Origin of the sequence: Actinopolyspora biskrensis, from assembly GCF_013408175.1 — a bacterium.
Classification (GTDB): Bacteria; Actinomycetota; Actinomycetes; order Mycobacteriales; family Pseudonocardiaceae; genus Actinopolyspora; species Actinopolyspora biskrensis.
Map to the genome: position 1 here is coordinate 981373 of NZ_JACBYW010000001.1, position 19980 is coordinate 1001352.

Genomic DNA, 19980 nt, shown 5'->3' on the forward strand with positions numbered 1-19980 from the left:
GGCTGGTGAAGGTAAGCAGGAACGCATCCTGACCGAGCCGCAGCGGGCAGGCGAGACGCCGCAGGCCAGCTGGATTGGACGGTCAGCGTGGATTCCACCGTGGACTCATCAGCACGCCACCGGCGCAGGGGGGCAGCCACAAGCCCTCAGCCGCTCGCGAGGAGATCTGAGCACTAAGGTGCACCTCGTGGTCGACGGACGCGGAGTCCGCTGAGTACGCTGCTCACCTCTGGGGCGGCTGGGGAGCCGCCACATGTGGCGACGAGGCCAATCCTGGAACCAGTTGATCAGGCTGGGTGTCGTCGCAGGCGCGCTTCCCGCGACGGACGCCCGCGTTCGTCACGAACGTGTTGGGCACGATCTCCCGCGTCGTTGGGTCGGAGACCGCGCTCATCGAAATCACCGCCCGCATCACATTGCCGGCCCGTGTCGCGGAATCTTCTCCCATCGTTCAGCTCCGGGAGTCCGGTCCTGGCACCCCGTCTCGTTGGAGGCACCCAATACGAGTCAGCGAGCCTCGGCTCTCTGACCGCTCTGATCGCGCGTCGGATGTTTTCCGGTCTCGACCGCCACGATATCGCGGGCGAGTGTCACGCTGATCTCGGACATGTCCTCCGGGCCGGCCGTGTGCCCCGGTGAGTAAAGACCATTGATGATCAGGAGAATACGTTCGGCGAGTCGGTCCGGTTCGGGTGCGCCCGTTTGGCGCGCGATATCGCCGAGCTGTTGCCTGACCAAGGAAAAGTGTTCGAGCGCGACCTGACGTGCGGGGTGGTCGTGCTCGGGGAACTCGGCATAGGTGTTGCGCAGCGGGCAACCACGCGTGCCGGGAACTTGTCGGCTCACCGTACGAACCAACTCGATGAGTTGCTCCTCCGGTCGTGTCGTGGTCGCACGGGTGGAGTCCAGGGTCTGGTCCCAGTACTGACAGCTTCGGCGAAGATAAGCCACGATCAGATCATCCTTGCTCGGAAACTCGCGGTAGAGCATGTACTTCCCACAGCCCACCTCGTCGATGACCCGCTGCAGACCGACGGCGTGGACTCCATAGCGATCGAAGAGATCCGCGGCGGCGTTCAGCACACGTTCGCGGACCACCTCGGTGGATTGCCGCACCATGTGCCACATGGTAGCAGACCGATCGGTCTTGTGTTGTGGAAACGATTTGACACCGCTCGAGGGAGTCGGCCACTCTCTGCTCAGACCGATCGGTCTGAATGGGGGTCAACAGCGAGGTGCTGACTGGTCCCACCGGCCATCATGCCCATAGTGGGTGATCAAGGAGTGCAACGTGACCACTGAAACAACGCCGGAGGCGCAGCGGGAAGGTGCGGAGAGCGGCGAAGTGCCCTATCCACGCCGGTGGGCAGCCGCGTCGGTGCTCATCCTGGCTTTCATGCTCGATCTGCTCGACATCACGATCGTCAACGTGGCCCTGCCTGCCATGCAGCGTGATCTCGGTGCCAGCGGTACGGAGGTCGAATGGTTTTCCGCGGCCTACCTGCTCGCTTTCGCGGTGGCTTTGATCACCTCGGCGAGGTTGGGAGATCTCTTCGGCAGGAAGAGGATGTTCCTGTTCGGGCTCACCTTGTTCGCCGTGACCAGTGTTTGGTGCGGGATCTCGACGAGTCCGGGAGAACTGATCGCCGCGCGTGCTGTGCAGGGGGTGTCGGCCGCCATGTTGGCTCCCCAGGTGATGAGTATCCTCCACACCATCTTCACTGGGCGCGAGCGGGCGTCGGTCTTCGGGGCGTTCGGGGTCGTCGCCGGGATCGCTCAGGCTGGTGGAATGGTCCTCGGCGGGCTGTTGGTCAGCGCGAATATCGCCGGGCTGTCGTGGCGGCCGATCTTTTTGATCACTGTGCCGGTCGCCGTTCTCCTCGTTTTGCTGGGAGCCTGGCTGGTCCCGGAGAGTCGGGCCTCCGGTAACCGTCCGCGCTGGGTCTCCGCCGGGGTCCTGACCGTCGGTCTGGTCGCGATCGTGTTCCCACTGCTCGAAGGACGTGTCTACGGCTGGCCGGCATGGTCCTGGATCATGCTGATCGCAGGCATACTGATCGTGGTCGGCCTGGCCTACACCGAGCACAGCCGTCCCGAGTGGCGCGCGGGTGCCCTGCTGCCCGTGGGAGTGTTCCGGAGTCGCACCGCTGCCGCCGGGCTCGTCGTGCAGCTGGTCGCCTTCGCGAGCTTCAGCGGCTTCCTGCTGATCTTCGCGTACTGGTTGCAGGAAGGTCAGGGTTACACCCCGCTGCAGGCAGGTGTGCTCACCATCGCGTTTTCGGTGGGCGGGCTCGCCATGGCGCTGTTCGTGGGTCGACTGACCTTCCGATTCGGTCGGCTGGTGGTACTGGCCGGTTGCCTGATCGGAGGTGCGGGCGCGCTCGCCGTGTTCTTCGCCGGTGGGCAAGGCGCGACGACCGGAATCAACGGCTGGGCACTCGTTCCCGGTCTGTTCGCGCTGGGAGTCGGGATGAACATGGTCATGCCGCCGTTGACGACTCTCTTCCTCGTCTCCGTTCCTCCTGAACTCGCCGGATCCGCCTCGGGTGTGTGGACCACCAGTCAGCAGTTCGGCGCCGCGGTGGGTGTAGCCGGACTCGGTACCGTCTTCTTCTCCGCGCTCAACGGCGGTGGATTCCCACTGGCGCTCACTGCGTCGATGATTACCATGATCACCGCCCTTGTGGTCAGCGCGGCTTTGTGTTTCGTCATCGCGCCTCGGTCGCAGATATCCATGTAGCAGTGGTCGATCTTGGCCAATGTCAGCGACGACCGATTGGAGCCGATCATGGCAGGCGGAACACGCGTCGATTTCTGGTTCGACCCGATGTGTCCTTGGGCGTGGATTCTTTCCGAATGGCTGCGTGAAGTGCGCGAAGTTCGCCACATCGATCTGCACTGGCACGTTATGAGCCTGTCGGTACTCAACGACGAGGAACCGATGGCGCAAAAGTGGCAGGCGATGCTCGCCAGAGCATGGGGGCCGGTGCGCGTGCTCACCGCAGCTCGGCTGGAGAACGGTCCGCAGATCATCGATCCGCTCTACTCCGCGATGGGAAGGCGGCTTCACGTCGAAGGTGCCACCGATCTCGACGACGTTGTCGTCGAAGCACTCGGTGAAGTAGGGCTCGACTCGTCGTTGGCAGACGCTGGAGCCGACGACAGCTATGACGATGAGCTACGGAGAAGTCATCACGAAGGTATGGACCCCGTAGGGATGGACGTCGGTACACCAGTGATCCATGTCGACGGTGGTGCGCTGTTCGGACCGGTCCTTTCGCGTGTACCGCGTGGTGAGGTGTCCGGTGACATCTTCGATGCCACTCGGACACTGGCCGGTCACAGTCACTTCTACGAACTGAAGAGAACCAGACGTGAGGCCCCCAGCTTCAGCTGAGTTGCGAGTGGGCGCTCTCTGTTGGTAAGAGCGTTGGCTTGACTGTGTATGCGCCCGGCATCGCGCGTATGAGGAAAGCGGGCGTAGGATCTCCCGGTTGGCCCGGTAGTCCTACGTCCGCGCACTCTGTTGTTCACTCGAGAAAGCGGGCGTGTGCGGGGTCGGTGCTGCACGCTCGCACGATTCCCCGAATCATTGCCAGAATCGAGCTTGCACGGGTGTTCGGATGAGGATTTTTCCGGCGGGTACCGTTGCTGCGCTGTCGGCCTCACGGTTGTCGAAATTATTCGTTTCCAAGGGTGCTGGTGGTCAGTCACAGCAAATTACTGCGTAGGACAAATCACGCCGATTGGATATGTTTCGTTTCTTGAAAACCTTGGAAAGGTGTTGCTCGACCGCTCCGACGGTGATGTACATTTGGTCGGCGATTTCATTGTTGCTCATACCGGTTTTTGCGAGCCGGGCGACTCGCTTCTCTTGTGGCGTCAACTTGGCGGAGGTGCTCGCGTGGTTCGGGCCGTTCAGTGCCTGATCGGCCCGTGAGCTCCAGAACGAGTTCCCACATTGGTGCGCGACCCTTTTGGAAGTCGCCAGCATGTCGCTCGCCTCCTCGGCGAGTTGAATCTCAGAAAGATGGGTTCCGAAGTCGAAGTATAATTTGGCGCAGTAACGCCAGATCTGACTGTGTGTTAATAGAGATGTAGCTTCCCGAAGCTGGTGTACAGTTCGTTCGTCTCCTTGGGAAAGGGCAACTGAATGCAAAGCCATCGCCTGTATCCAGGGAGTTCCCCATTTTCGTGCGGCCCGTAGTTCTTCGTTGGAAAGAGCGATCGCCAGGTCTTTCTGGTCAAGCGTGGTAGCGCACAGTGCTGCTTTTGACCGCCAATTGGTGACAGCCGGATTGAACACTCCGAGTCTGGTAAGTTCCCGGCCGCATGCGAGAAAATCTTCGAGAGCCCGTTCGAAACGTCCGACGCTCAACTCGACAGAACCGCGAGCGGACAAGAAGGCAGGGCGGTTTTCGATGTTTGCTATCGGCCCGGGAAAGGTGTGTACGTGGAGAAGCTCTTTTGCCTCTTCGGACTCGGCCAGCTCGGCCAATATTTCCAGGTGCCAAGCAACAGAAATTTCGGATAGTCGCGGATGTAACTTCTTGGAGTTTACTTCGGACAGAATTTTGCGTGCTTCCTGGAGGTTCCCTTTGAACGCTGTCAACCTGGCCTGCAGAACTGCGAGGGAGTCGCGAATATCGTCTACGTCGGACCAGCGAGCGGATTTTTTTGCCTTGATTACCTCGTGTTCGGCGAACTCTACTTCCTCGGCGTAGATCAAGAGCGTGATGGCATACCAGAATAATACTGGATCGCTGTCTTTCGAGTTGTTCAGGGATTCCATCGCGAGCATGGTTGCGGACTGGCGGTCGATGCCGCGGTTCGCCAGCAGGAGTGCTTTGCATAATCGGCGTCGAGAGTGCTGTACGTGCTCTCCTTTTTCGGTGTTATGAATTTGGTTTCCCCACGGCGGTTCGCCGGAAGTGTAAACCAGACTGCACAGGTCTTCTATCTTGGTGAACAATGAGCTGTTTGGCGGCTGATTCAGAAAATTTATCGTCGTGTCGAATGCTTCTGCCCAGCGGCCGCTGAGCGCCAGTTGATTGGTCTCGGCTTTCACTGATTTAATGTAGTCTTTTTGCTGTTCGTCTATATGGGCACTCACGAGAATATCCTGCCAAACTTTGTCGAATTGGAATTTTATTTTCGTGATATTGTTCTTTTCGGGCCTTGTTTGATTGATATTTTAAGATTTCTGATGTCTGTGATTCGTGTCGTGTTTCAAGTTTTTCTGTCAAATGTTGAACGGCACTCCGGGGATGCTACTTGGAAGCACGTTGTCAGAAGTCACAGGAATCTGAGTTCGCCACGATGGGGAGTGGTTCGCGTGAGGTGTTGCTGAAGTGGTGAGGAAGGTTCATGACACCGGTCGGTGTGACCTTGATCATCCACCTCGAGAAGCGCTGTGCTCGGACTGTGGTTGTGGTGGTGGTCGGGAGCACCGGTATGGGTCCAGTAGGACTGGGGACATCAATCGTGAACTCACCGTTCGCGGAACACGATTTTCTCGTTGATGTCCTGGATAGATCCTTCGTGGAGTTATCGGGCTCCGACTGCTTTGATCGACTTGTCGCACAGTTGACATTTGGAGTCAGACTCTCTTTGTCGCTGCGTACGCGTCGATAGCGTTGTTCCCCAGTGTCATCGTATCCCCAGTGTGCCGTGCTGCCACGATTCGTTGGGGTCTGCATGGTTATGCTAGACTCCGACGAATCGGAGTCTAGATTGTTGTGGGGTCTTCTGCAACTCTTTTTGTTGTTTTTAACAGAGGCGACCGGGTGCGCGCTCTTGGTGTCGGACATTTGGCCCTGTCCGTGCCGGCGATTGGATCAGTAACCGGCCCCGCGGAGTATTCGTGTAGTTGGCGACCCCCGGCACGACCGGAGTGGGAGTCACGTCGGCAGGGGACCGGTGACCGCATGGTGTACGGGGCTGAACGGCCTCCCGGGGTTCGAGTGTCCGCCGCGATCGTCCACGCATCACCGTCGTGCTCGCCGATCAACTCGTGTTGTCCAATGAGCGTGTCCGCATCGCGCGCTCGACTTGACCGGAGAGGGATGCGTTAGACACGGATAGCGGTACGCCACAGCTGGGAGCGACTGTGCCCCAGGTCCGCCGAAGTGATCCGCGACGTCGGACAGGTGTCAACTCAACCTGGCTCCCCGGCCGCCCGAGAGAGAACAGGACATGCCGAATAGCAGGTCAGCTGTGGAAGTGGTGACGTTACCTCACCCGGGCTCCCGGAGACATACACTCGCTCGCCACTCGTTTCCAGGTTTTCCGGGGACTGTGCGCCCTGATCCCATCAAGTTACCGTCCCTCCCGCGCGAACGTGCCACAAAACAGGGGGATCGCTCGAATCAGGGCATCATGCGACGCAGCACCCGTTCCTGCTCGCCTCGAGGCGAGGTCTTTCGCGGTACCATCCACCACGTCGCATGAAGCTGACCCTGCGCGGTTCGGCGGGGATGGGGCGGAGACGGTCTCGGTACACCGGTTTGCTCACCAGTGATTCCTTCGATCCCTCGTCGCGTACGTACCAGCGACACGTCCTTTGCGGACTCGGCACAGGTCCACCGCATTACCGGCACATTTTTCGGGGTGGTTCGGAAAGATCCCCGACCTCCCAGCGGAGTGGCCTGTTCGCCTGTCCAATTGCCGCCCCACGTCGGTAAACGTCATCGCGGGAAGCGGGGGAGCCCTCGCATCACGACCGCCCAGTCGCCTTGCGATGAGTCCGAACTCACGCGCGAGGGTCAACTCGGGGCGCGTCGGCCGGGCTTTGATTCACAGCATCACCGCGAAAGGATCTTGAGCCGTGCCCTAATAACCGGTGGCTGGGAGTGTGATGACCATCGATGATGGATTGAGCCGTCTCATCGATTTGGTATCGGACGAGCTGGCGGGCATTGGCGATTCAGGGTGTTCACGAGTGATTCCGAACGGGGGGAGTCAGTTGGGAAACGGCACTCACACGGTCGGCTCGACCATCGAGGAGGGACCGGGTTCATGTCCATCTGATCACCGGGAAGCCGACTTCCGCTGCGAACTTCCCAGTGTCCAATACCCACGACAACCGCGTGTTGATCCGGCTGATGCCGGTTGAGCCGCCCCTCGCGGTCGTCGAGGTCAGCGGTGATCTCACGCGACCAAGTCGCATGCTGACGCGAACAGCGGGATCAGGTAACCACTCCGACCACCGTGACATCATCACAGTCTCCAGGACCGACGTCTCGGGCACCGAGCACATTCGGACGGCACCGTCGGTCAGTCGAACACGTGCTCCGCCGCTCGGTTATCGCACTCCGGGGAGTGCGATACGAAGGCCGCGGCAACACCTTCAGCCGCCGTGAGAACTCACCGCACGCGACACAGCGCCAGCGCGGATCGGTCGTCGCTCATCGTCGCCGGCCGCGTTCTTTCCGGAAGCCTTCTTTAAGAGAAGGGTGTTTGAATGATTTTCGGATGAGGTGTCGCTTGTGAGGGGATCCCGGGTGGGGCTGGTGAATGGCTCCCCTCAGGGGGCGTGGTGGATTGGGTGGGAGTCCAGGAGGGGAGAGTGGTTCACCTGATCTTTTTCTGCCGCGGTTCACCAGGGCCAGCGCCAGCCCTCATTGTCCGGAACTACCCAGTAATGATCGAGTTGTACCTTCGCGAAGAGCCATCGGTCGTCCTGGTACACGTACTTGTCGGTAAACTGCCCGATGCTCTGATATATCTCGGTTTCCTTGTTGAACCTGATCATTTCCTCGAAGAAGCACACGCCTGTGGCTGATTCGTCGCTCAGGATCGTTGATTGGTGGCCATGGATAAAATTCTTGAGTGCTATTTCGGTTGCTCCGCGTCGGAATTCTGCGATTTTTTGGGCCAGTGCGCTGTAGTAGTGGCGTATCTCTTTCGCGCCGTGTGCTTGTCCGTACTGCCCGTAGTCGAGGTGGGCTTCGTCGGTGAATAGGTTGCTGAGATTGTCCCACTCGGCGTTGTTGAGGCAGCGGTGGAACTCTTTGCGTAAGTTGGTGAGCTCTTGCGTGATCTCCAGATGCTGGACTCGACTGGCGAGTCGTTCCACCGTCTCGGCGAGGTCGGTATTTTTTTGCACCTGATTTCCCTTCTGGATTTGTTTTCCGGAGTTTTACCGTACGTGTTCTACTTGTTTATGACTATGGCAGCGATGTGCTGTGGTCGCAATGATGTGCTGTGGGAACTGGGGGAGTACCGAAGGGTCAGGTGACCATTCGTGCCCTAGAGTCGCTCAGCGGGAACTGCAACAGGATACTTTGGTCGAGGAGGACGCGTGCAGCACTCAACTCGGATAGCGTTGATCAGCGGAGCGGGTCGTGGTATCGGGGCCGCTACAGCGCTTGAGATGGGTCGGCGAGGGTACCACGTTGTCGTCAACTACCTACAGAACACCGGTGCGGCGGAGGAGGTAGTCAGGGCGATCGAAGCGGCTAGCGGATCAGCGGAAACCGCGCAAGCTGATATCTGTGATCCGCAAGACGTGGAAGAAATGGTGGATCGACTGTACCGTGAACATGGCCGCATAGACGCGCTCGTCTGCAACGCGAACACAGTGAATCCACCGTTCGAACCGCTGCTCGCGCTCTCCTGGAGTGATTTCATCGGCAAGGTGAGTGGCGAGTTGGCCGGCTCGTACTTCTTGACCCAGCACGTGTTGCCGGTCATGCGAAAACGGGGAGAGGGGCGGATAGTCTATGTTTCGAGTACCGCTGCTGACACGATAGGAAGTGTCGCGGCGCACTCGACGGCCAAGGCCGCGCTCAATACGTTCAGTCGGCATGTGGCGGGAGTCGCCGCACAGTACGGGATCGTGGCTAATACGATCGCGTTGCCCGCCGTGCGTACCGACGCGACCACAGGCGTCATGAATGATCAGCTTCGTCAGTTTTTCCAGAGCCGTTCCGTCGAGGGGAGACTGCTCGAACCCGAGGATGCGGCGAGGAGCATCGCACTGCTCGCCGATGACTTCGGCGCGGCGGTTGGGCAAGTGATTCGAGTTGACGGCGGTTTCGATGTCCTTGATCAACAACTTCACACCATGGTAGCACATTTCGAGTAGGCCGCATTTTCTTCGTGGGTGACGCCGCTCATATTGCTGCTAGCTGGATCTGGGGTGGCTCCACAGTGAGGACGTCGGCTGCGGCTCGCTAATATTGGATTTGTTCGTGACAGGGATGAACTCGTCGGGTGGGGTTCGCGCCCCTGGCACCTGCTGTGGAAGCGAGGTATATATGCTGCAGAAAAATACGACGAAACGTTTGGGGTATTGGTTGGTGCTTCTGCATCAACTGTTCGACTCCGCCACTGAACGGGCGCTTTCTGGTGAGCAGCTCACCCGCAGAGAGTGGCAGGTTCTGCATGCGGTCAATATCGGAATGAGGACCGTGTCAGACGTCGACAAGGGGTTGGCCCCTTTTCTTGTCGAGGACGAGATGAACTCGTACAGGGGGGTTCTGGAAACTTTCGCCGAGAGGGGTTGGGTGGTACTGGATGGTGGTTCGATCGAGACTACCGAATCAGGGGTATTGGCCCACGATCGTGCTGAGGTGCTGGTAAATTCCTACGCTTCGGGGGCGCTTGAAGGTATAACTGAGGAAGAGTTCCTTGCCACGAACGATGTTCTGCGTCGTATCGCTCTCAATCTCGATCCGAAGAGCGTTGAGGACAACTAGTCCTTGAACAAGGAAATGGCCTCGAGAGGAATCCATCGTGCAGAAAGTGCTCATAGCCAACCGAGGTGAGATCGCGGTTCGGGTGGTTCGTGCATGCAGGGATGAAGGAATTGCGAGCGTGGCTGTCTATGCCGATCCCGATCGTGATGCGTTGCATGTGCGATTGGCCGACGAGGCGTACGCACTTGGTGGTGATGACCCAGCATCCAGCTATTTGGACCCCGGAAAGCTTCTGCGGGTGGCGGAGGAAGCTGGCGCCGACGCGATCCATCCAGGCTACGGGTTCCTCGCGGAGAACGCCGATTTCGCCCAATCGGTCATAGACAGCGGTCTTGTCTGGATAGGTCCTCAGCCCCGAGCCATGCGTGCCCTCGGTGACAAAGTCGCGGCACGCAAGGTGGCTGAAACGGTGGGCGCGCCGCTCGTAGCGGGGACCGCCGAGCCCGTCTCCGGGGCGGAGGAGGTATGCGACTTCGCGGAGGAACACGGCTTACCCATCGCGATAAAGGCTGCCTTCGGTGGGGGTGGTAGGGGGCTGAAGGTAGCGAGGTCGCACGAGGAGATAGCGCCGCTCTACGATTCGGCCGTACGAGAGGCTACCGCGGCGTTCGGGAGAGGCGAATGCTTCGTGGAGCGTTACCTCGACCGGCCCCGTCACGTCGAAACTCAGTGCCTCGCTGATGAGCACGGTACGGTCACCGTGATCTCTACCCGCGATTGCTCCCTACAGCGTCGGCATCAAAAGCTGGTCGAAGAGGCACCCGCCCCGTTCCTGACTGCTGAGCAGACCGCTGAGCTCTATGCCGCTTCCAAGAAGATCCTCGCGAACGTGGGTTATGTGGGTGCCGGGACATGTGAGTTCCTGGTGGGCCAGGATGGGACCATCTCCTTTCTGGAAGTCAATACGCGGATTCAGGTGGAGCATCCGGTCAGTGAGGAAGTCACTGGCGTCGATTTGATGCGCGAGATGTTTCGTATAGCTCGTGGCGATCCCCTGGAACAGCTTGACCCGGCTCCGCGTGGCCATTCGATCGAGTTTCGGATCAACAGTGAGGATCCGGGGCGCGGCTTTCTTCCCGTACCGGGGTTGGTGCGGGAAATCAACCTCCCGGCTGGACCGGGGGTCCGGACGGACGCGGGGGTGACCTCCGGGGACGTCATCGGTCCTGAATGGGACTCACTCATCGCGAAACTGATCGTGACTGGGGCCACGCGAGAGCAGGCGCTGCGGAGGTCTTACCGAGCGCTCTCGGAGTTCGAGGTCTCCGGTGTGCCGACCACGTTGCCGTTCCACCTCGTGGTGGTGGAGGATCTCTCGTTTTCCGCTTTGAGCGAAGAATGTCGGTTTGACGTGCACACCCGGTGGATCGAAAATGATTTCGACAATCGGATCGAGCCTCAAATCGACGAGTCGGGGGAAATCCGCGGGGTTTCCCGAGAGCGGGAAACGATGGTTGTTGAGGTCGATGGTCGGAGGGTGGAGGTATCGCTACCTGCGATCACTCCCTCACGATCTGTGGGGGAAACTGACCGCAAGTCCAGGCGTCCGCGAAGAAAGGATGCCAATCGCGACGTTTCCGGTGAAGAGCTCGTTTCGCCGATGCAGGGCACGGTTATCAAGGTCGCCGTGGAAGAAGGACAGCGAGTCGAGGTAGGCGACCCCGTAGTAGTGCTGGAAGCGATGAAGATGGAACAGCCACTGGTCGCGCATCGAGATGGCGTAGTTCGTGAACTTGCAGCGGTGACCGGGGCATCCGTTGTCGGAGGGGCGAAGATATGTCGCCTTACGGACACGACAGTCAACTGAAACCCTGGCTTATCCCTTGCCCTCGTTTCTGGAGAATTGAATGGACACTTCGGTCGTAGTCGTGGGAGCGGGGCCGGCTGGACTCATGCTGGCTGGAGAGCTGCGCTTGGCGGGGATCGACGTCGTCGTACTGGAAAAATTGGAAGAAAGAACCGGTGAATCGCGCGGGATCGGATTCACGATCCGAACGATGGAAGTGTTCGACCAGCGTGGATTGCTTCCTCGCTTCGGTGATTTCCAAACCAGCGACATGGGGCATTTCGGAGGGGTTCCCCTCGATCTGGGAGTGCTGGACTCGGAGCACTGGGCCGCCAAGACGATACCGCAGTCGCAGACCGAGACGGTGCTCGAGAGCTGGACGTCGGAGCTGGGGGCCGACATCCGTCGAGGTCAGGAGTTTACCGGGGTGGTCGCGGACTCCGAGGGGGTCAGCGTGCACGTTCGCGGTTCCGATGAGCCTCTGACGGCCCGGTACCTCGTCGGTTGCGACGGGGGGCGCAGCGAGGTGCGGAAAGCCCTGGGGTTCGATTTCCCGGGAACCGCGGCCACGACCGAGCTGTTCCTAGCCGATGTCCGGGGCGTCGAGTTGGAGCCTCGGATGACAGGGGAGCAGGTCTCCGGTGGCATGGTCATGGCCGCGCGGCTCCCGGACGGTGTGCAGCGGATCATCGTCGGGGAACGTGGAGTTCCACCGCAACGCCGCACGGAGCCGCCAGCCTTCGCCGAGGTGGCTGATATCTGGAAGCGTCTGACCGGGGACGATATTTCAGAAGCCGACCCGGTGTGGGTGAGTGCCTTTGGCGATGCCGCCCGACAGGTCACTCAGTACCGGAAGGGAAGGGTGCTGCTAGCGGGTGACGCCGCGCATATTCACCTGCCGGCTGGCGGGCAGGGGATGAACACCAGCATCCAGGACTCGGTGAACCTCGGCTGGAAGCTTGCCGCCGTGCTGCGTGGCAACGCTCCCGAATCCCTGCTGGATACTTACCACGGCGAACGCCACGAGGTCGGTCGCAAGCTCCTGGAGAACACCCGTGCGCAGAGCATGCTCATTCTCGGAGGCGACGAGGTAGGACCGCTGCGGGACGTGCTCGGCGAGTTGTTTGGATACCCCGAGATCGAACGTCATTTCGCCGCCCGGGTCAGCGGACTAGACATCAGCTACGAGGTAGGCGGCGGGGAGAACCCCCTGCTGGGGTTCCGGATGCCGCCACTCGAACTGACCTGCGGAAGCCAGCGCACAACCAGCAGCCGGTTACTGCGTTCGGGCAGGGGGGTGCTCCTGGACCTGGTGGGCAACCCAACCTTGCGAGCTCGTGCGGAGGGGTGGTCCGATCGTGTCGATCTCGTTGCGGGAACCCCGCGGAACGTCACACCCGGCAGTCCACTGGCGGAGACCGCTGCCATCCTGTTGCGTCCTGACGGGCACGTCGCGTGGGCGGCGCCGGGAAGCCACCACGACCTACCGATGGCGTTGAACCGCTGGTTCGGGCCTTCCCGATAATTACTGGAAAGAGGAACTATGTACAGCACGCTGATCGTGGCCAAGATCAAACCGGACTCGAGCGATGACGTCGCGGCCTTGTTCCGCGAGTTCGACGAGACGGACATGCCGAACCGCATGGGGACCCGTCGTCGTCAACTTTTCGAATACCAGGGGCTTTACTTTCATCTGCAAGACTTCGATGACGACAACGGCGGCGAACTGATCGAAGAAGCGAAAACGGATCCCAGGTTCGTTCGTATCAGCCAGGAGCTCAAGCCCTTCATCGATGCTTATGATCCCGCGACCTGGCGCTCGCCGTCTGATGCTATGGCTCGTCGCTTTTACCACTGGAGCAATTTATGAATCGTCGTGTCGTAGTCACAGGAGTTGGAGTAACCGCACCGGGTGGAGTGGGAGCCAAGAGTTTCTGGGGATTGATCGCCGATGGTCGCACCGCCACGCGTTCCCTCTCTTTCTTCGATGCTTCATCCTTTCGCTCACAGGTAGCGGCCGAAGTGGATTTCGACGGCGACCTGCTCGGACTTACTCCCCAGGAGATCCGGCGGATGGACCGTGCGGCCCAGTTCGCCGTGGTTACCGCGCGTGAGTCCGTGACCGACAGTGGACTTGAGTTCGACGCGGTCGATCCGAATCGGATCGGGGTGACCATCGGCAGCGCCGTCGGGGCAACGATGGGCCTGGACCAGGAGTATCGGACAGTTAGCGACGGTGGCCGGCTGGAACTGGTCGATCACACGTATGCCGTGCCGCACCTGTACAACTATCTAACGCCTGGTGCGTTCGCTACTGAGGTTGCTTGGGCCACAGGAGCAGAGGGGCCCAGCACCGTGGTATCGACCGGTTGCACGTCGGGGCTGGACGCGATCGGCTACGCCGCCGAGATCATCCGGGAAGGCTCGGCCGAGGTGATGATCGCCGGAGCGACCGACGCGCCGATCTCGCCGATCACGGTCGCCTGCTTTGACGCGATTAAGGCGACCACCCCGCGTAACGAAGATCCCGAACACGCTTCACGTCCCTTCGACGCGAGTCGCAACGGCTTCGTCCTGGGGGAGGGCGCTGCTGTGTTCGTCCTGGAGGAACTCGAAAACGCGCGACGACGAGGCGCGAAAATCTATGCCGAGGTGTCGGGGTATGCGACTCGCTCAAACGCCTATCACATGACCGGACTCAAGTCCGATGGCAAGGAGATGGCCGAGGCGATCCGCAACGCCCTCGACGAGGCACGACTCGACCCGGCCGACATTGACTACATCAACGCGCACGGTTCTGGTACCAGGCAGAACGACCGACACGAAACGGCCGCATTCAAACGCAGCCTGGGTGAGCACGCATACCGTGCTCCCGTCAGCTCCATCAAGTCGATGGTCGGGCATTCGCTCGGTGCCATCGGTTCGATCGAGATCGCCGCTTCCGTGCTGGCGATGGCCAATGACGTGGTGCCCCCTACCGCGAACCTGCACACCCCGGATCCCGAATGCGATCTGGATTATGTGCCGCTGACAGCGCGCGACTGGAAGACGGACGCGGTGTTGTCGGTCGGCAGTGGTTTCGGGGGGTTCCAGAGCGCGGTGGTACTGGCTGAACCGCACGGGAGGCAACGGTGAGTAAGACCGTCGTAACAGGATTGGGGGTCGCTGCGCCCACGGGACTGGGGCTCAGCGAGTACTGGGACACCACCCTTGCCGGGCGCAGCGGAATCGACCGGATCAGTCGCTTCGACGCCTCGTCCTACCCTGCTCGGCTGGCTGGGGAGATCACCGACTTCACCGCCGAAGAGTACCTGCCCAACAGGCTTCTCCCGCAGACGGACCGGATGACCCGACTCGCGCTCGTCTGCGCTGACTGGGCGTTCGAGGATTCCGGGATAGTGCCCGCCGAAATGCCCGACTACGAGGCGGGAGTCATCACGGCCAGCCACGCCGGAGGGTTCGAATTCGGGCAGAACGAGCTCAGGGCCTTGTGGAGCAAGGGCGGTCAGTACGTCAGTGCCTACCAATCGTTCGCGTGGTTCTATGCGGTCAACAGCGGCCAGATCTCGATCCGCAACGGACTCCGCGGTCCCAGCAGCGTGGTGGTCAGTGACCAAGCCGGGGGGGTGGATGCGATCGCCCAGGCTCGTAGGCAGATCCGTAACGGGACACGGGTGGTGATCTCGGGTGCTGTCGACGCCTCGATCTGCCCATGGGGTTGGGTCGCGCAGATGGCCGGTGGTCGACTGAGCACCAGTGAGAAACCGAGCCGGGCGTACCTGCCGTTCGATGACGACGCGTGTGGCCACATCGTGGGTGAGGGAGGCGCCCTGATCGTCCTGGAGGATGCCGAGCACGCGCGTGAGCGCGGTACCGAGGTCTACGGTGAGATCGCGGGACACGCATCCACGATGGATCCCAGACCCGGGAGTGGTCGGGAACCGACACTCCAGAAGGCCATCGAGCGCGCGTTGGTCGATGCGGCGGCGACACCGGACGAGATCGGAGTGGTCTTCGCCGACGCCGCGGCCGTACCGACGCTGGATCAGATCGAGGCCGAAGCGATCACAAAAGTGTTCGGGCCACGGGGAGTTCCGGTTACCGCCCCGAAGACGATGACCGGACGATTGTACTCAGGGGCGGGACCGCTGGACCTTACAGCGGCGTTCCTCACCATGCGGGATGGCGTCATTCCGCCCACGATCGGTAGCTCGCGATCGGACCGGTATGACATCGACCTGGTTGCCGGGGAACCGCGTACCGCGGCGCCAGGGGCCGCGCTCGTGCTCTCCCGCGGTCAGGGTGGTTTCAATTCGGCGATGGTAGTTCGATCCGGATACTGATAAACGAGATGGACTTCCGTCCAATTTTTCTTTAAATTTTTGAAGGAGAGAAAATGTCTTCTGGTGACTCGTTCACTCTTGATGACTTCAGGAGGGTTCTGCGCGAGGGGGCCGGTTTCGACGAGAGCGTGGACCTTGACGGCGATATCATGGACAGCACTTTCGAGGAACTGGGGTACGAGTCGCTCGCCCTGTTGGAGACCGGAAGTCGTATCGAACGTGACTATGGGATCCGGCTCGACGAGGACAAAATGGCCTCAGTGGTCAATCCGCGCGCGTTGATCGACATGGTCAATGAGCAACTGCGCTACGGCGGAAATACCTGAACAAGAATTTTTCGAGTTTTCGGGAAGGTTGACATGGCACACGGTTCGAAAATTGCACTCGTTACAGGGGCGACCAGCGGAATCGGTCTTGAAACGGCCAGGACCCTGGCGGACCAGGGGCATCAGGTGTTCATTGGAGCCCGTGACGCGGACAACGTGGCGTCCACGGTCAAGCAGTTCCGTGCCGACGGGTTCGACGTGCACGGAACCAGCTGCGACGTCCGAGACGGAGAGGGAGTTCGCGCCTTCGTCGCCGCCGCGGTGGACCAGTTTGGCCCGATCGACATCCTGGTCAACAATGCTGGTCGCGGGGGAGGTGGTCAGACCGCCGACATCGCCGACGAGCTGTGGTTCGATGTGATCAATACCAATCTCAACAGTGTTTTCCTAATGACTCGCGAGGTCCTCAGCAACGGTGGACTGCGGGAGAAGTCCTGGGGGCGCATCATCAACATCGCGTCCACGGCCGGTAAACAGGGCGTTGTGCTGGGAGCCCCGTACTCGGCGTCCAAACACGGGGTCGTTGGCTTCACCAAGGCGCTGGGAAAGGAGCTCGGGCAGACCGGTATCACCGTCAACGCCGTGTGCCCCGGCTATGTGGAAACACCCATGGCAGAGGGCATTCGTCAGCGGTATGCCGCCGTCTTCAACACCACCGAGGACGACATTCTCGAGCAGTTCCAGGCCAAGATCCCGCTGGGGCGCTACTCCACTCCGGAGGAGGTCAGCGGCATGGTCGGTTATCTCGTCTCGGAGACGGCCGGATCGATTACCGCCCAGGCGATCAACGTCTGCGGTGGACTTGGGAACTACTGATCTCTAGGAGAGGAAAATGACTGAGCACTCTGTTCGTGAGGTCGAACACGAGATCACCGTAGCGGCTCCGCCTGCCGATGTGTATCGCCTGCTCGCGGAAGTCGAGAACTGGCCCCAGATATTTCCTCCCTCGGTATACGTCGACTATCTCGAACGGGAAGGAAACGAGGAGCGGATTCGAATCTGGGCCACGGCCAACGGCGAGGCCAAGAACTGGAAATCGCGAAGGACTCTGGATCCCGATAAATTGCGGATCACCTTCTGGCAGGAGGTTCCCGCTCCGCCGGTGGCGGAAATGAGCGGTACCTGGATCGTAGAACAGCTGGGGGAACAGGAGACCCGACTCCGACTGCTGCACACCTACCGTGCGATCGACGACGATCCCGAAGGGCTGGAATGGATCGAGCAGGCCGTCGACAGCAACAGCAAAGCTGAGCTCCCCGGCCTGAAGGCCGGAGTGGAGAACGCGGTACAGAAGGACAAGCTATCGATTTCGTTCGTGGATTCTCTACGGATATCCGGTTCCGCCAAGGACGTCTACGACTTCGTCAATGAAGCACAGCTGTGGACCGAGCGACTGCCGCACGTGGCTGACGTCGAGTTGACGGAGGAAACACCCGGCCTGCAGATGTTGCGGATGAACACACGTGCCAAGGACGGTTCCACGCACACCACGGAGTCCGTCCGGGTTTGTTTTCCGCATCACCGGATCGCCTACAAGCAGACCACACTGCCGGCGCTGATGACGTTGCACACCGGGCGCTGGGATTTCGAGGAAGGCGCTGACGGATTCACCACTGCCAGCTCGCAGCACACCGTCGTGATCAACCCTGACAACATCACGAGCATACTCGGTCCCGAGGCCGACATCGTGGAAGCCCGTGAGTTCATTCGCGATGCGCTCGGGAACAACAGCCGCGCCACCCTCGGCCATGCCAAGGATTACGCGGAAGCGCGGGGTTGACCGATGACGGCCACACCGGGGGATGCCGCTCACCCTGATCCCACGCTGGACACCGACGTCATTGTGGTCGGAGCAGGACCTGTAGGGCTGTTGCTCGCCAGAGATCTGTGCGCCGGCGGAGCTCGGGTCACGGTCTTGGAACAGCGAACCGAGCCGATGACCGAGTCCCGAGCATCGACACTGCACACGCGGACTATGGGGATTCTCGCCGAACGAGGCCTCCTGGGCAGGCTGGGTGAGCTCCCGAGCGGTGGGGTCGGCCACTTCGGCGGTATCCCTCTCGACCTGGCCATCGCGGCTCCCACGGATCCCTACGCGGGGCAGTGGAAGTGTCCACAGACTCGCATCGAGGCTGTGCTGGCCGAAGTGGCCACCGAGTTGGGAGCGCGCATCCAACGTGGGCAGCGGGTGACGGAGCTGACCGGACTCGAGGACCACGTGCGAGTGGGGACGGTCACTGCCGAGGGCGACGAACACTGGATGACCAGTGCTTATGTCGTGGGATGTGACGGTGAGCAGAGTACTGTCCGCAGGGTCGCGGGATTTGAACTCTCCGGTGATGCGGCTACCAGGAAGATGCTTCGGGCCGATGTGGCCGGTATCGAGATTCCCAACCGCCGTTTCGAGCGGCACGCCCACGGACTCGCGACGGCATTTCGCTGGCCCGACGGAAGTACCCGTGTCATGGTGCACGTGTACGGTACCTCTCCGGAGGAGTACTCGAACGAACCGGAATACGCCGAGGTCGCCGCCGCTTGGGCGAAGGTGACCGGTGAGGACATAAGAGACGGAACTCCGTCGTGGCTCAATGCGTTCGACGACGCGCGATGGCAAGTGACGGAGTACCGTCGTGGTCGGGTGCTGTTGGCCGGCGATGCCGCTCATGTGCAGATGCCGGTCGGTGGGCAGGCGCTCAACCTTGGCCTGCAGGACGCCGCGGAACTCGGTGGAAGGCTTCTCGAACGTCTCACGACCCGAGCTGGTGACGAGGCGCTCGACGAGTACCACCGTGAACGGGCGGCAGTCGGTTCGCGGACGCTGACCAATATCCGGGCGCAGGCACTCCTGCTGCTCGGAGGGCCAGAAGTAAATCCTCTCCGAAATCTGTTCACCGAGCTGATGGGATTCGATTCCGTTCAGGGGCACTTTGCCCGCATGATCAGCGGTAAACGCGTCCCGGAAGTTCCAACCAGAAAAGTGCAGAAAACCATCTCTTCTGTTGATCGGAGTTTCGAAATGGGCAGGCTCAACAACAAAACCGCACTGGTCACCGGTGCCAGCCGGGGCATCGGCCGTGCTACCGCGATGCGATTGAGCGAAGAAGGCGCGCTGGTCGCTGTGCACTACGCGACGAACGAAGCGGCAGCTCGGGAAACGGTTTCCTCGATCGAGAAAAACGGCGGAAGAGCGTTTCCGGTTCGTGCCGAGTTGGGAGCTTCCGGTGATGTGCACGAGCTTTTCCTCGGTCTGGAGCAGGGGCTGAAGGAGCGGACCGGTGATACCACCATCGACGTCGTCGTGAACAACGCCGGAGAAACGACCCCGGCCGGGCTCGCCCCTGAGGACGTAACTCCGGAGCAGTTCGACAGGCTTTTCGCGGTGAACGCCAAAGCTCCCTACTTCATCGTGCAGCGCGCACTGAACAACCTTTCGGACGGTGGACGAGTCATAAACATCTCGTCCGGGCTCACCCGCTTCGCCAACCCGGAACAAGTCGCTTATTCGATGTCCAAGGGGGCTATCGAACAGATCTCGCTGCACTTCGCGCGTCACTTGGCGTCGCGCCGGATCACAGTCAATACCGTGGCTCCCGGTATCACCAACAACGGCAGCGAAATATTCGAAACTCCGGAGATCGTCGAACAGATGGCACAGCTCTCGGCCTTCAAAAGGGTCGGCGAAGCAGTGGACGTCGCGGACGTGGTGACATTCCTGGCCAGCGATGAGGCTCGTTGGATCACTGGTGCATTCATCGATGCTAGTGGCGGGACCCTGTTGGGTTGAGGGGAACCAAGTCGAGCGCTCACGAGAACGTACAGGAGAA

At 60.7% G+C, this 19980-nt stretch carries 16 protein-coding genes; 13 read left to right on the forward strand and 3 right to left on the reverse strand.

Annotation, left to right across the window (positions count from 1 at the left end; genetic code table 11):
* Nucleotides 1-507 precede the first annotated feature (507 nt).
* Nucleotides 508-1119: a TetR/AcrR family transcriptional regulator gene (locus tag FHR84_RS04235; RefSeq protein ID WP_179534071.1), complete on the reverse strand. Its 612-nt coding sequence runs from the start codon at nucleotides 1117-1119 to the stop codon at nucleotides 508-510.
* Between the two features lie 172 nt (nucleotides 1120-1291).
* Between FHR84_RS04235 and FHR84_RS04240 the strand changes: the two genes are divergently transcribed.
* Together FHR84_RS04240 and FHR84_RS04245 are read left to right on the forward strand one after the other, a co-directional pair.
* Nucleotides 1292-2740, forward strand: a complete 1449-nt coding sequence (locus tag FHR84_RS04240; protein ID WP_179534072.1) for an MFS transporter — start codon at nucleotides 1292-1294, stop codon at nucleotides 2738-2740.
* A gap of 48 nt (nucleotides 2741-2788) precedes the next feature.
* Nucleotides 2789-3397 carry a mycothiol-dependent nitroreductase Rv2466c family protein gene (locus FHR84_RS04245; protein ID WP_179534412.1) on the forward strand — a complete coding sequence of 203 codons (609 nt, stop codon included), beginning with the start codon at nucleotides 2789-2791 and terminating at the stop codon, nucleotides 3395-3397.
* Nucleotides 3398-3706: 309 nt separating this feature from the next.
* Here FHR84_RS04245 and FHR84_RS23115 read toward each other — a convergent pair whose 3' ends face one another.
* Both FHR84_RS23115 and FHR84_RS04255 read right to left on the reverse strand, forming a co-directional pair.
* Nucleotides 3707-5113 carry a LuxR C-terminal-related transcriptional regulator gene (locus tag FHR84_RS23115; protein WP_179534073.1) on the reverse strand — a complete coding sequence of 469 codons (1407 nt, stop codon included), beginning with the start codon at nucleotides 5111-5113 and terminating at the stop codon, nucleotides 3707-3709.
* Nucleotides 5114-7597: 2484 nt separating this feature from the next.
* The gene (locus FHR84_RS04255) at nucleotides 7598-8107 is read right to left on the reverse strand and encodes a nuclear transport factor 2 family protein (RefSeq protein ID WP_179534074.1); all 510 of its coding nucleotides are present in this window, start codon (nucleotides 8105-8107) and stop codon (nucleotides 7598-7600) included.
* Between the two features lie 267 nt (nucleotides 8108-8374).
* Here FHR84_RS04255 and FHR84_RS23120 point away from each other — a divergent pair, with 267 nt between their 5' ends.
* The 11 genes from FHR84_RS23120 (at nucleotide 8375) to FHR84_RS04310 (ending at nucleotide 19940) form a co-directional block, all read left to right on the forward strand.
* The gene (locus FHR84_RS23120) at nucleotides 8375-9088 is read left to right on the forward strand and encodes an SDR family oxidoreductase (RefSeq protein ID WP_343075164.1); all 714 of its coding nucleotides are present in this window, start codon (nucleotides 8375-8377) and stop codon (nucleotides 9086-9088) included.
* Between the two features lie 172 nt (nucleotides 9089-9260).
* A complete protein-coding gene (locus tag FHR84_RS04265) occupies nucleotides 9261-9701 on the forward strand; it encodes an LETM1/MDM38 family protein (protein ID WP_179534076.1) in 441 nt (146 codons plus the stop codon).
* A 37-nt stretch (nucleotides 9702-9738) separates the two neighbouring features.
* Nucleotides 9739-11508: an ATP-binding protein gene (locus tag FHR84_RS04270; protein WP_179534077.1), complete on the forward strand. Its 1770-nt coding sequence runs from the start codon at nucleotides 9739-9741 to the stop codon at nucleotides 11506-11508.
* Nucleotides 11509-11548: 40 nt separating this feature from the next.
* Nucleotides 11549-13012, forward strand: coding sequence for an FAD-dependent monooxygenase (locus FHR84_RS04275; protein ID WP_179534078.1), 1464 nt, complete (start codon nucleotides 11549-11551; stop codon nucleotides 13010-13012).
* An 18-nt stretch (nucleotides 13013-13030) separates the two neighbouring features.
* The gene (locus tag FHR84_RS04280; RefSeq protein ID WP_179534079.1) at nucleotides 13031-13357 is read left to right on the forward strand and encodes a TcmI family type II polyketide cyclase; all 327 of its coding nucleotides are present in this window, start codon (nucleotides 13031-13033) and stop codon (nucleotides 13355-13357) included.
* Nucleotides 13354-14622, forward strand: a complete 1269-nt coding sequence (locus tag FHR84_RS04285) for a beta-ketoacyl-[acyl-carrier-protein] synthase family protein (protein WP_179534080.1) — start codon at nucleotides 13354-13356, stop codon at nucleotides 14620-14622. Before FHR84_RS04280 ends, FHR84_RS04285 begins: the two co-directional genes overlap by 4 nt.
* Nucleotides 14619-15830: a beta-ketoacyl synthase N-terminal-like domain-containing protein gene (locus tag FHR84_RS04290; protein WP_179534081.1), complete on the forward strand. Its 1212-nt coding sequence runs from the start codon at nucleotides 14619-14621 to the stop codon at nucleotides 15828-15830. The genes FHR84_RS04285 and FHR84_RS04290 overlap by 4 nt, the downstream gene beginning before the upstream one ends.
* 53 nt (nucleotides 15831-15883) lie before the next feature.
* A complete protein-coding gene (locus FHR84_RS04295; RefSeq protein ID WP_179534082.1) occupies nucleotides 15884-16156 on the forward strand; it encodes an acyl carrier protein in 273 nt (90 codons plus the stop codon).
* 33 nt (nucleotides 16157-16189) lie between these two features.
* The gene (locus FHR84_RS04300) at nucleotides 16190-16972 is read left to right on the forward strand and encodes an SDR family NAD(P)-dependent oxidoreductase (protein WP_179534083.1); all 783 of its coding nucleotides are present in this window, start codon (nucleotides 16190-16192) and stop codon (nucleotides 16970-16972) included.
* A gap of 16 nt (nucleotides 16973-16988) precedes the next feature.
* Nucleotides 16989-17936: an aromatase/cyclase gene (locus FHR84_RS04305; RefSeq protein WP_179534084.1), complete on the forward strand. Its 948-nt coding sequence runs from the start codon at nucleotides 16989-16991 to the stop codon at nucleotides 17934-17936.
* Between the two features lie 3 nt (nucleotides 17937-17939).
* Entirely contained in the window at nucleotides 17940-19940 is a 2001-nt protein-coding gene (locus FHR84_RS04310) for an SDR family oxidoreductase (RefSeq protein WP_179534085.1), read from the forward strand.
* The last annotated feature ends 40 nt before the right edge of the window (nucleotides 19941-19980 follow it).

Excerpts from the sequence above, each read along its gene's own strand:
- FHR84_RS04235 (WP_179534071.1), bottom strand. The coding sequence starts at position 1,119 with ATGGTGCGGCAATCCACCGAGGTGGTCCGCGAACGTGTGCTGAACGCC.
- FHR84_RS04245 (WP_179534412.1), top strand. The coding sequence starts at position 2,789 with ATGGCAGGCGGAACACGCGTCGATTTCTGGTTCGACCCGATGTGTCCT.
- FHR84_RS23120 (WP_343075164.1), top strand. The coding sequence starts at position 8,375 with ATGGGTCGGCGAGGGTACCACGTTGTCGTCAACTACCTACAGAACACC.
- FHR84_RS04265 (WP_179534076.1), top strand. The coding sequence starts at position 9,261 with ATGCTGCAGAAAAATACGACGAAACGTTTGGGGTATTGGTTGGTGCTT.
- FHR84_RS04275 (WP_179534078.1), top strand. The coding sequence starts at position 11,549 with ATGGACACTTCGGTCGTAGTCGTGGGAGCGGGGCCGGCTGGACTCATG.
- FHR84_RS04280 (WP_179534079.1), top strand. The coding sequence starts at position 13,031 with ATGTACAGCACGCTGATCGTGGCCAAGATCAAACCGGACTCGAGCGAT.
- FHR84_RS04285 (WP_179534080.1), top strand. The coding sequence starts at position 13,354 with ATGAATCGTCGTGTCGTAGTCACAGGAGTTGGAGTAACCGCACCGGGT.
- FHR84_RS04295 (WP_179534082.1), top strand. The coding sequence starts at position 15,884 with ATGTCTTCTGGTGACTCGTTCACTCTTGATGACTTCAGGAGGGTTCTG.
- FHR84_RS04300 (WP_179534083.1), top strand. The coding sequence starts at position 16,190 with ATGGCACACGGTTCGAAAATTGCACTCGTTACAGGGGCGACCAGCGGA.
- FHR84_RS04305 (WP_179534084.1), top strand. The coding sequence starts at position 16,989 with ATGACTGAGCACTCTGTTCGTGAGGTCGAACACGAGATCACCGTAGCG.
- FHR84_RS04310 (WP_179534085.1), top strand. The coding sequence starts at position 17,940 with ATGACGGCCACACCGGGGGATGCCGCTCACCCTGATCCCACGCTGGAC.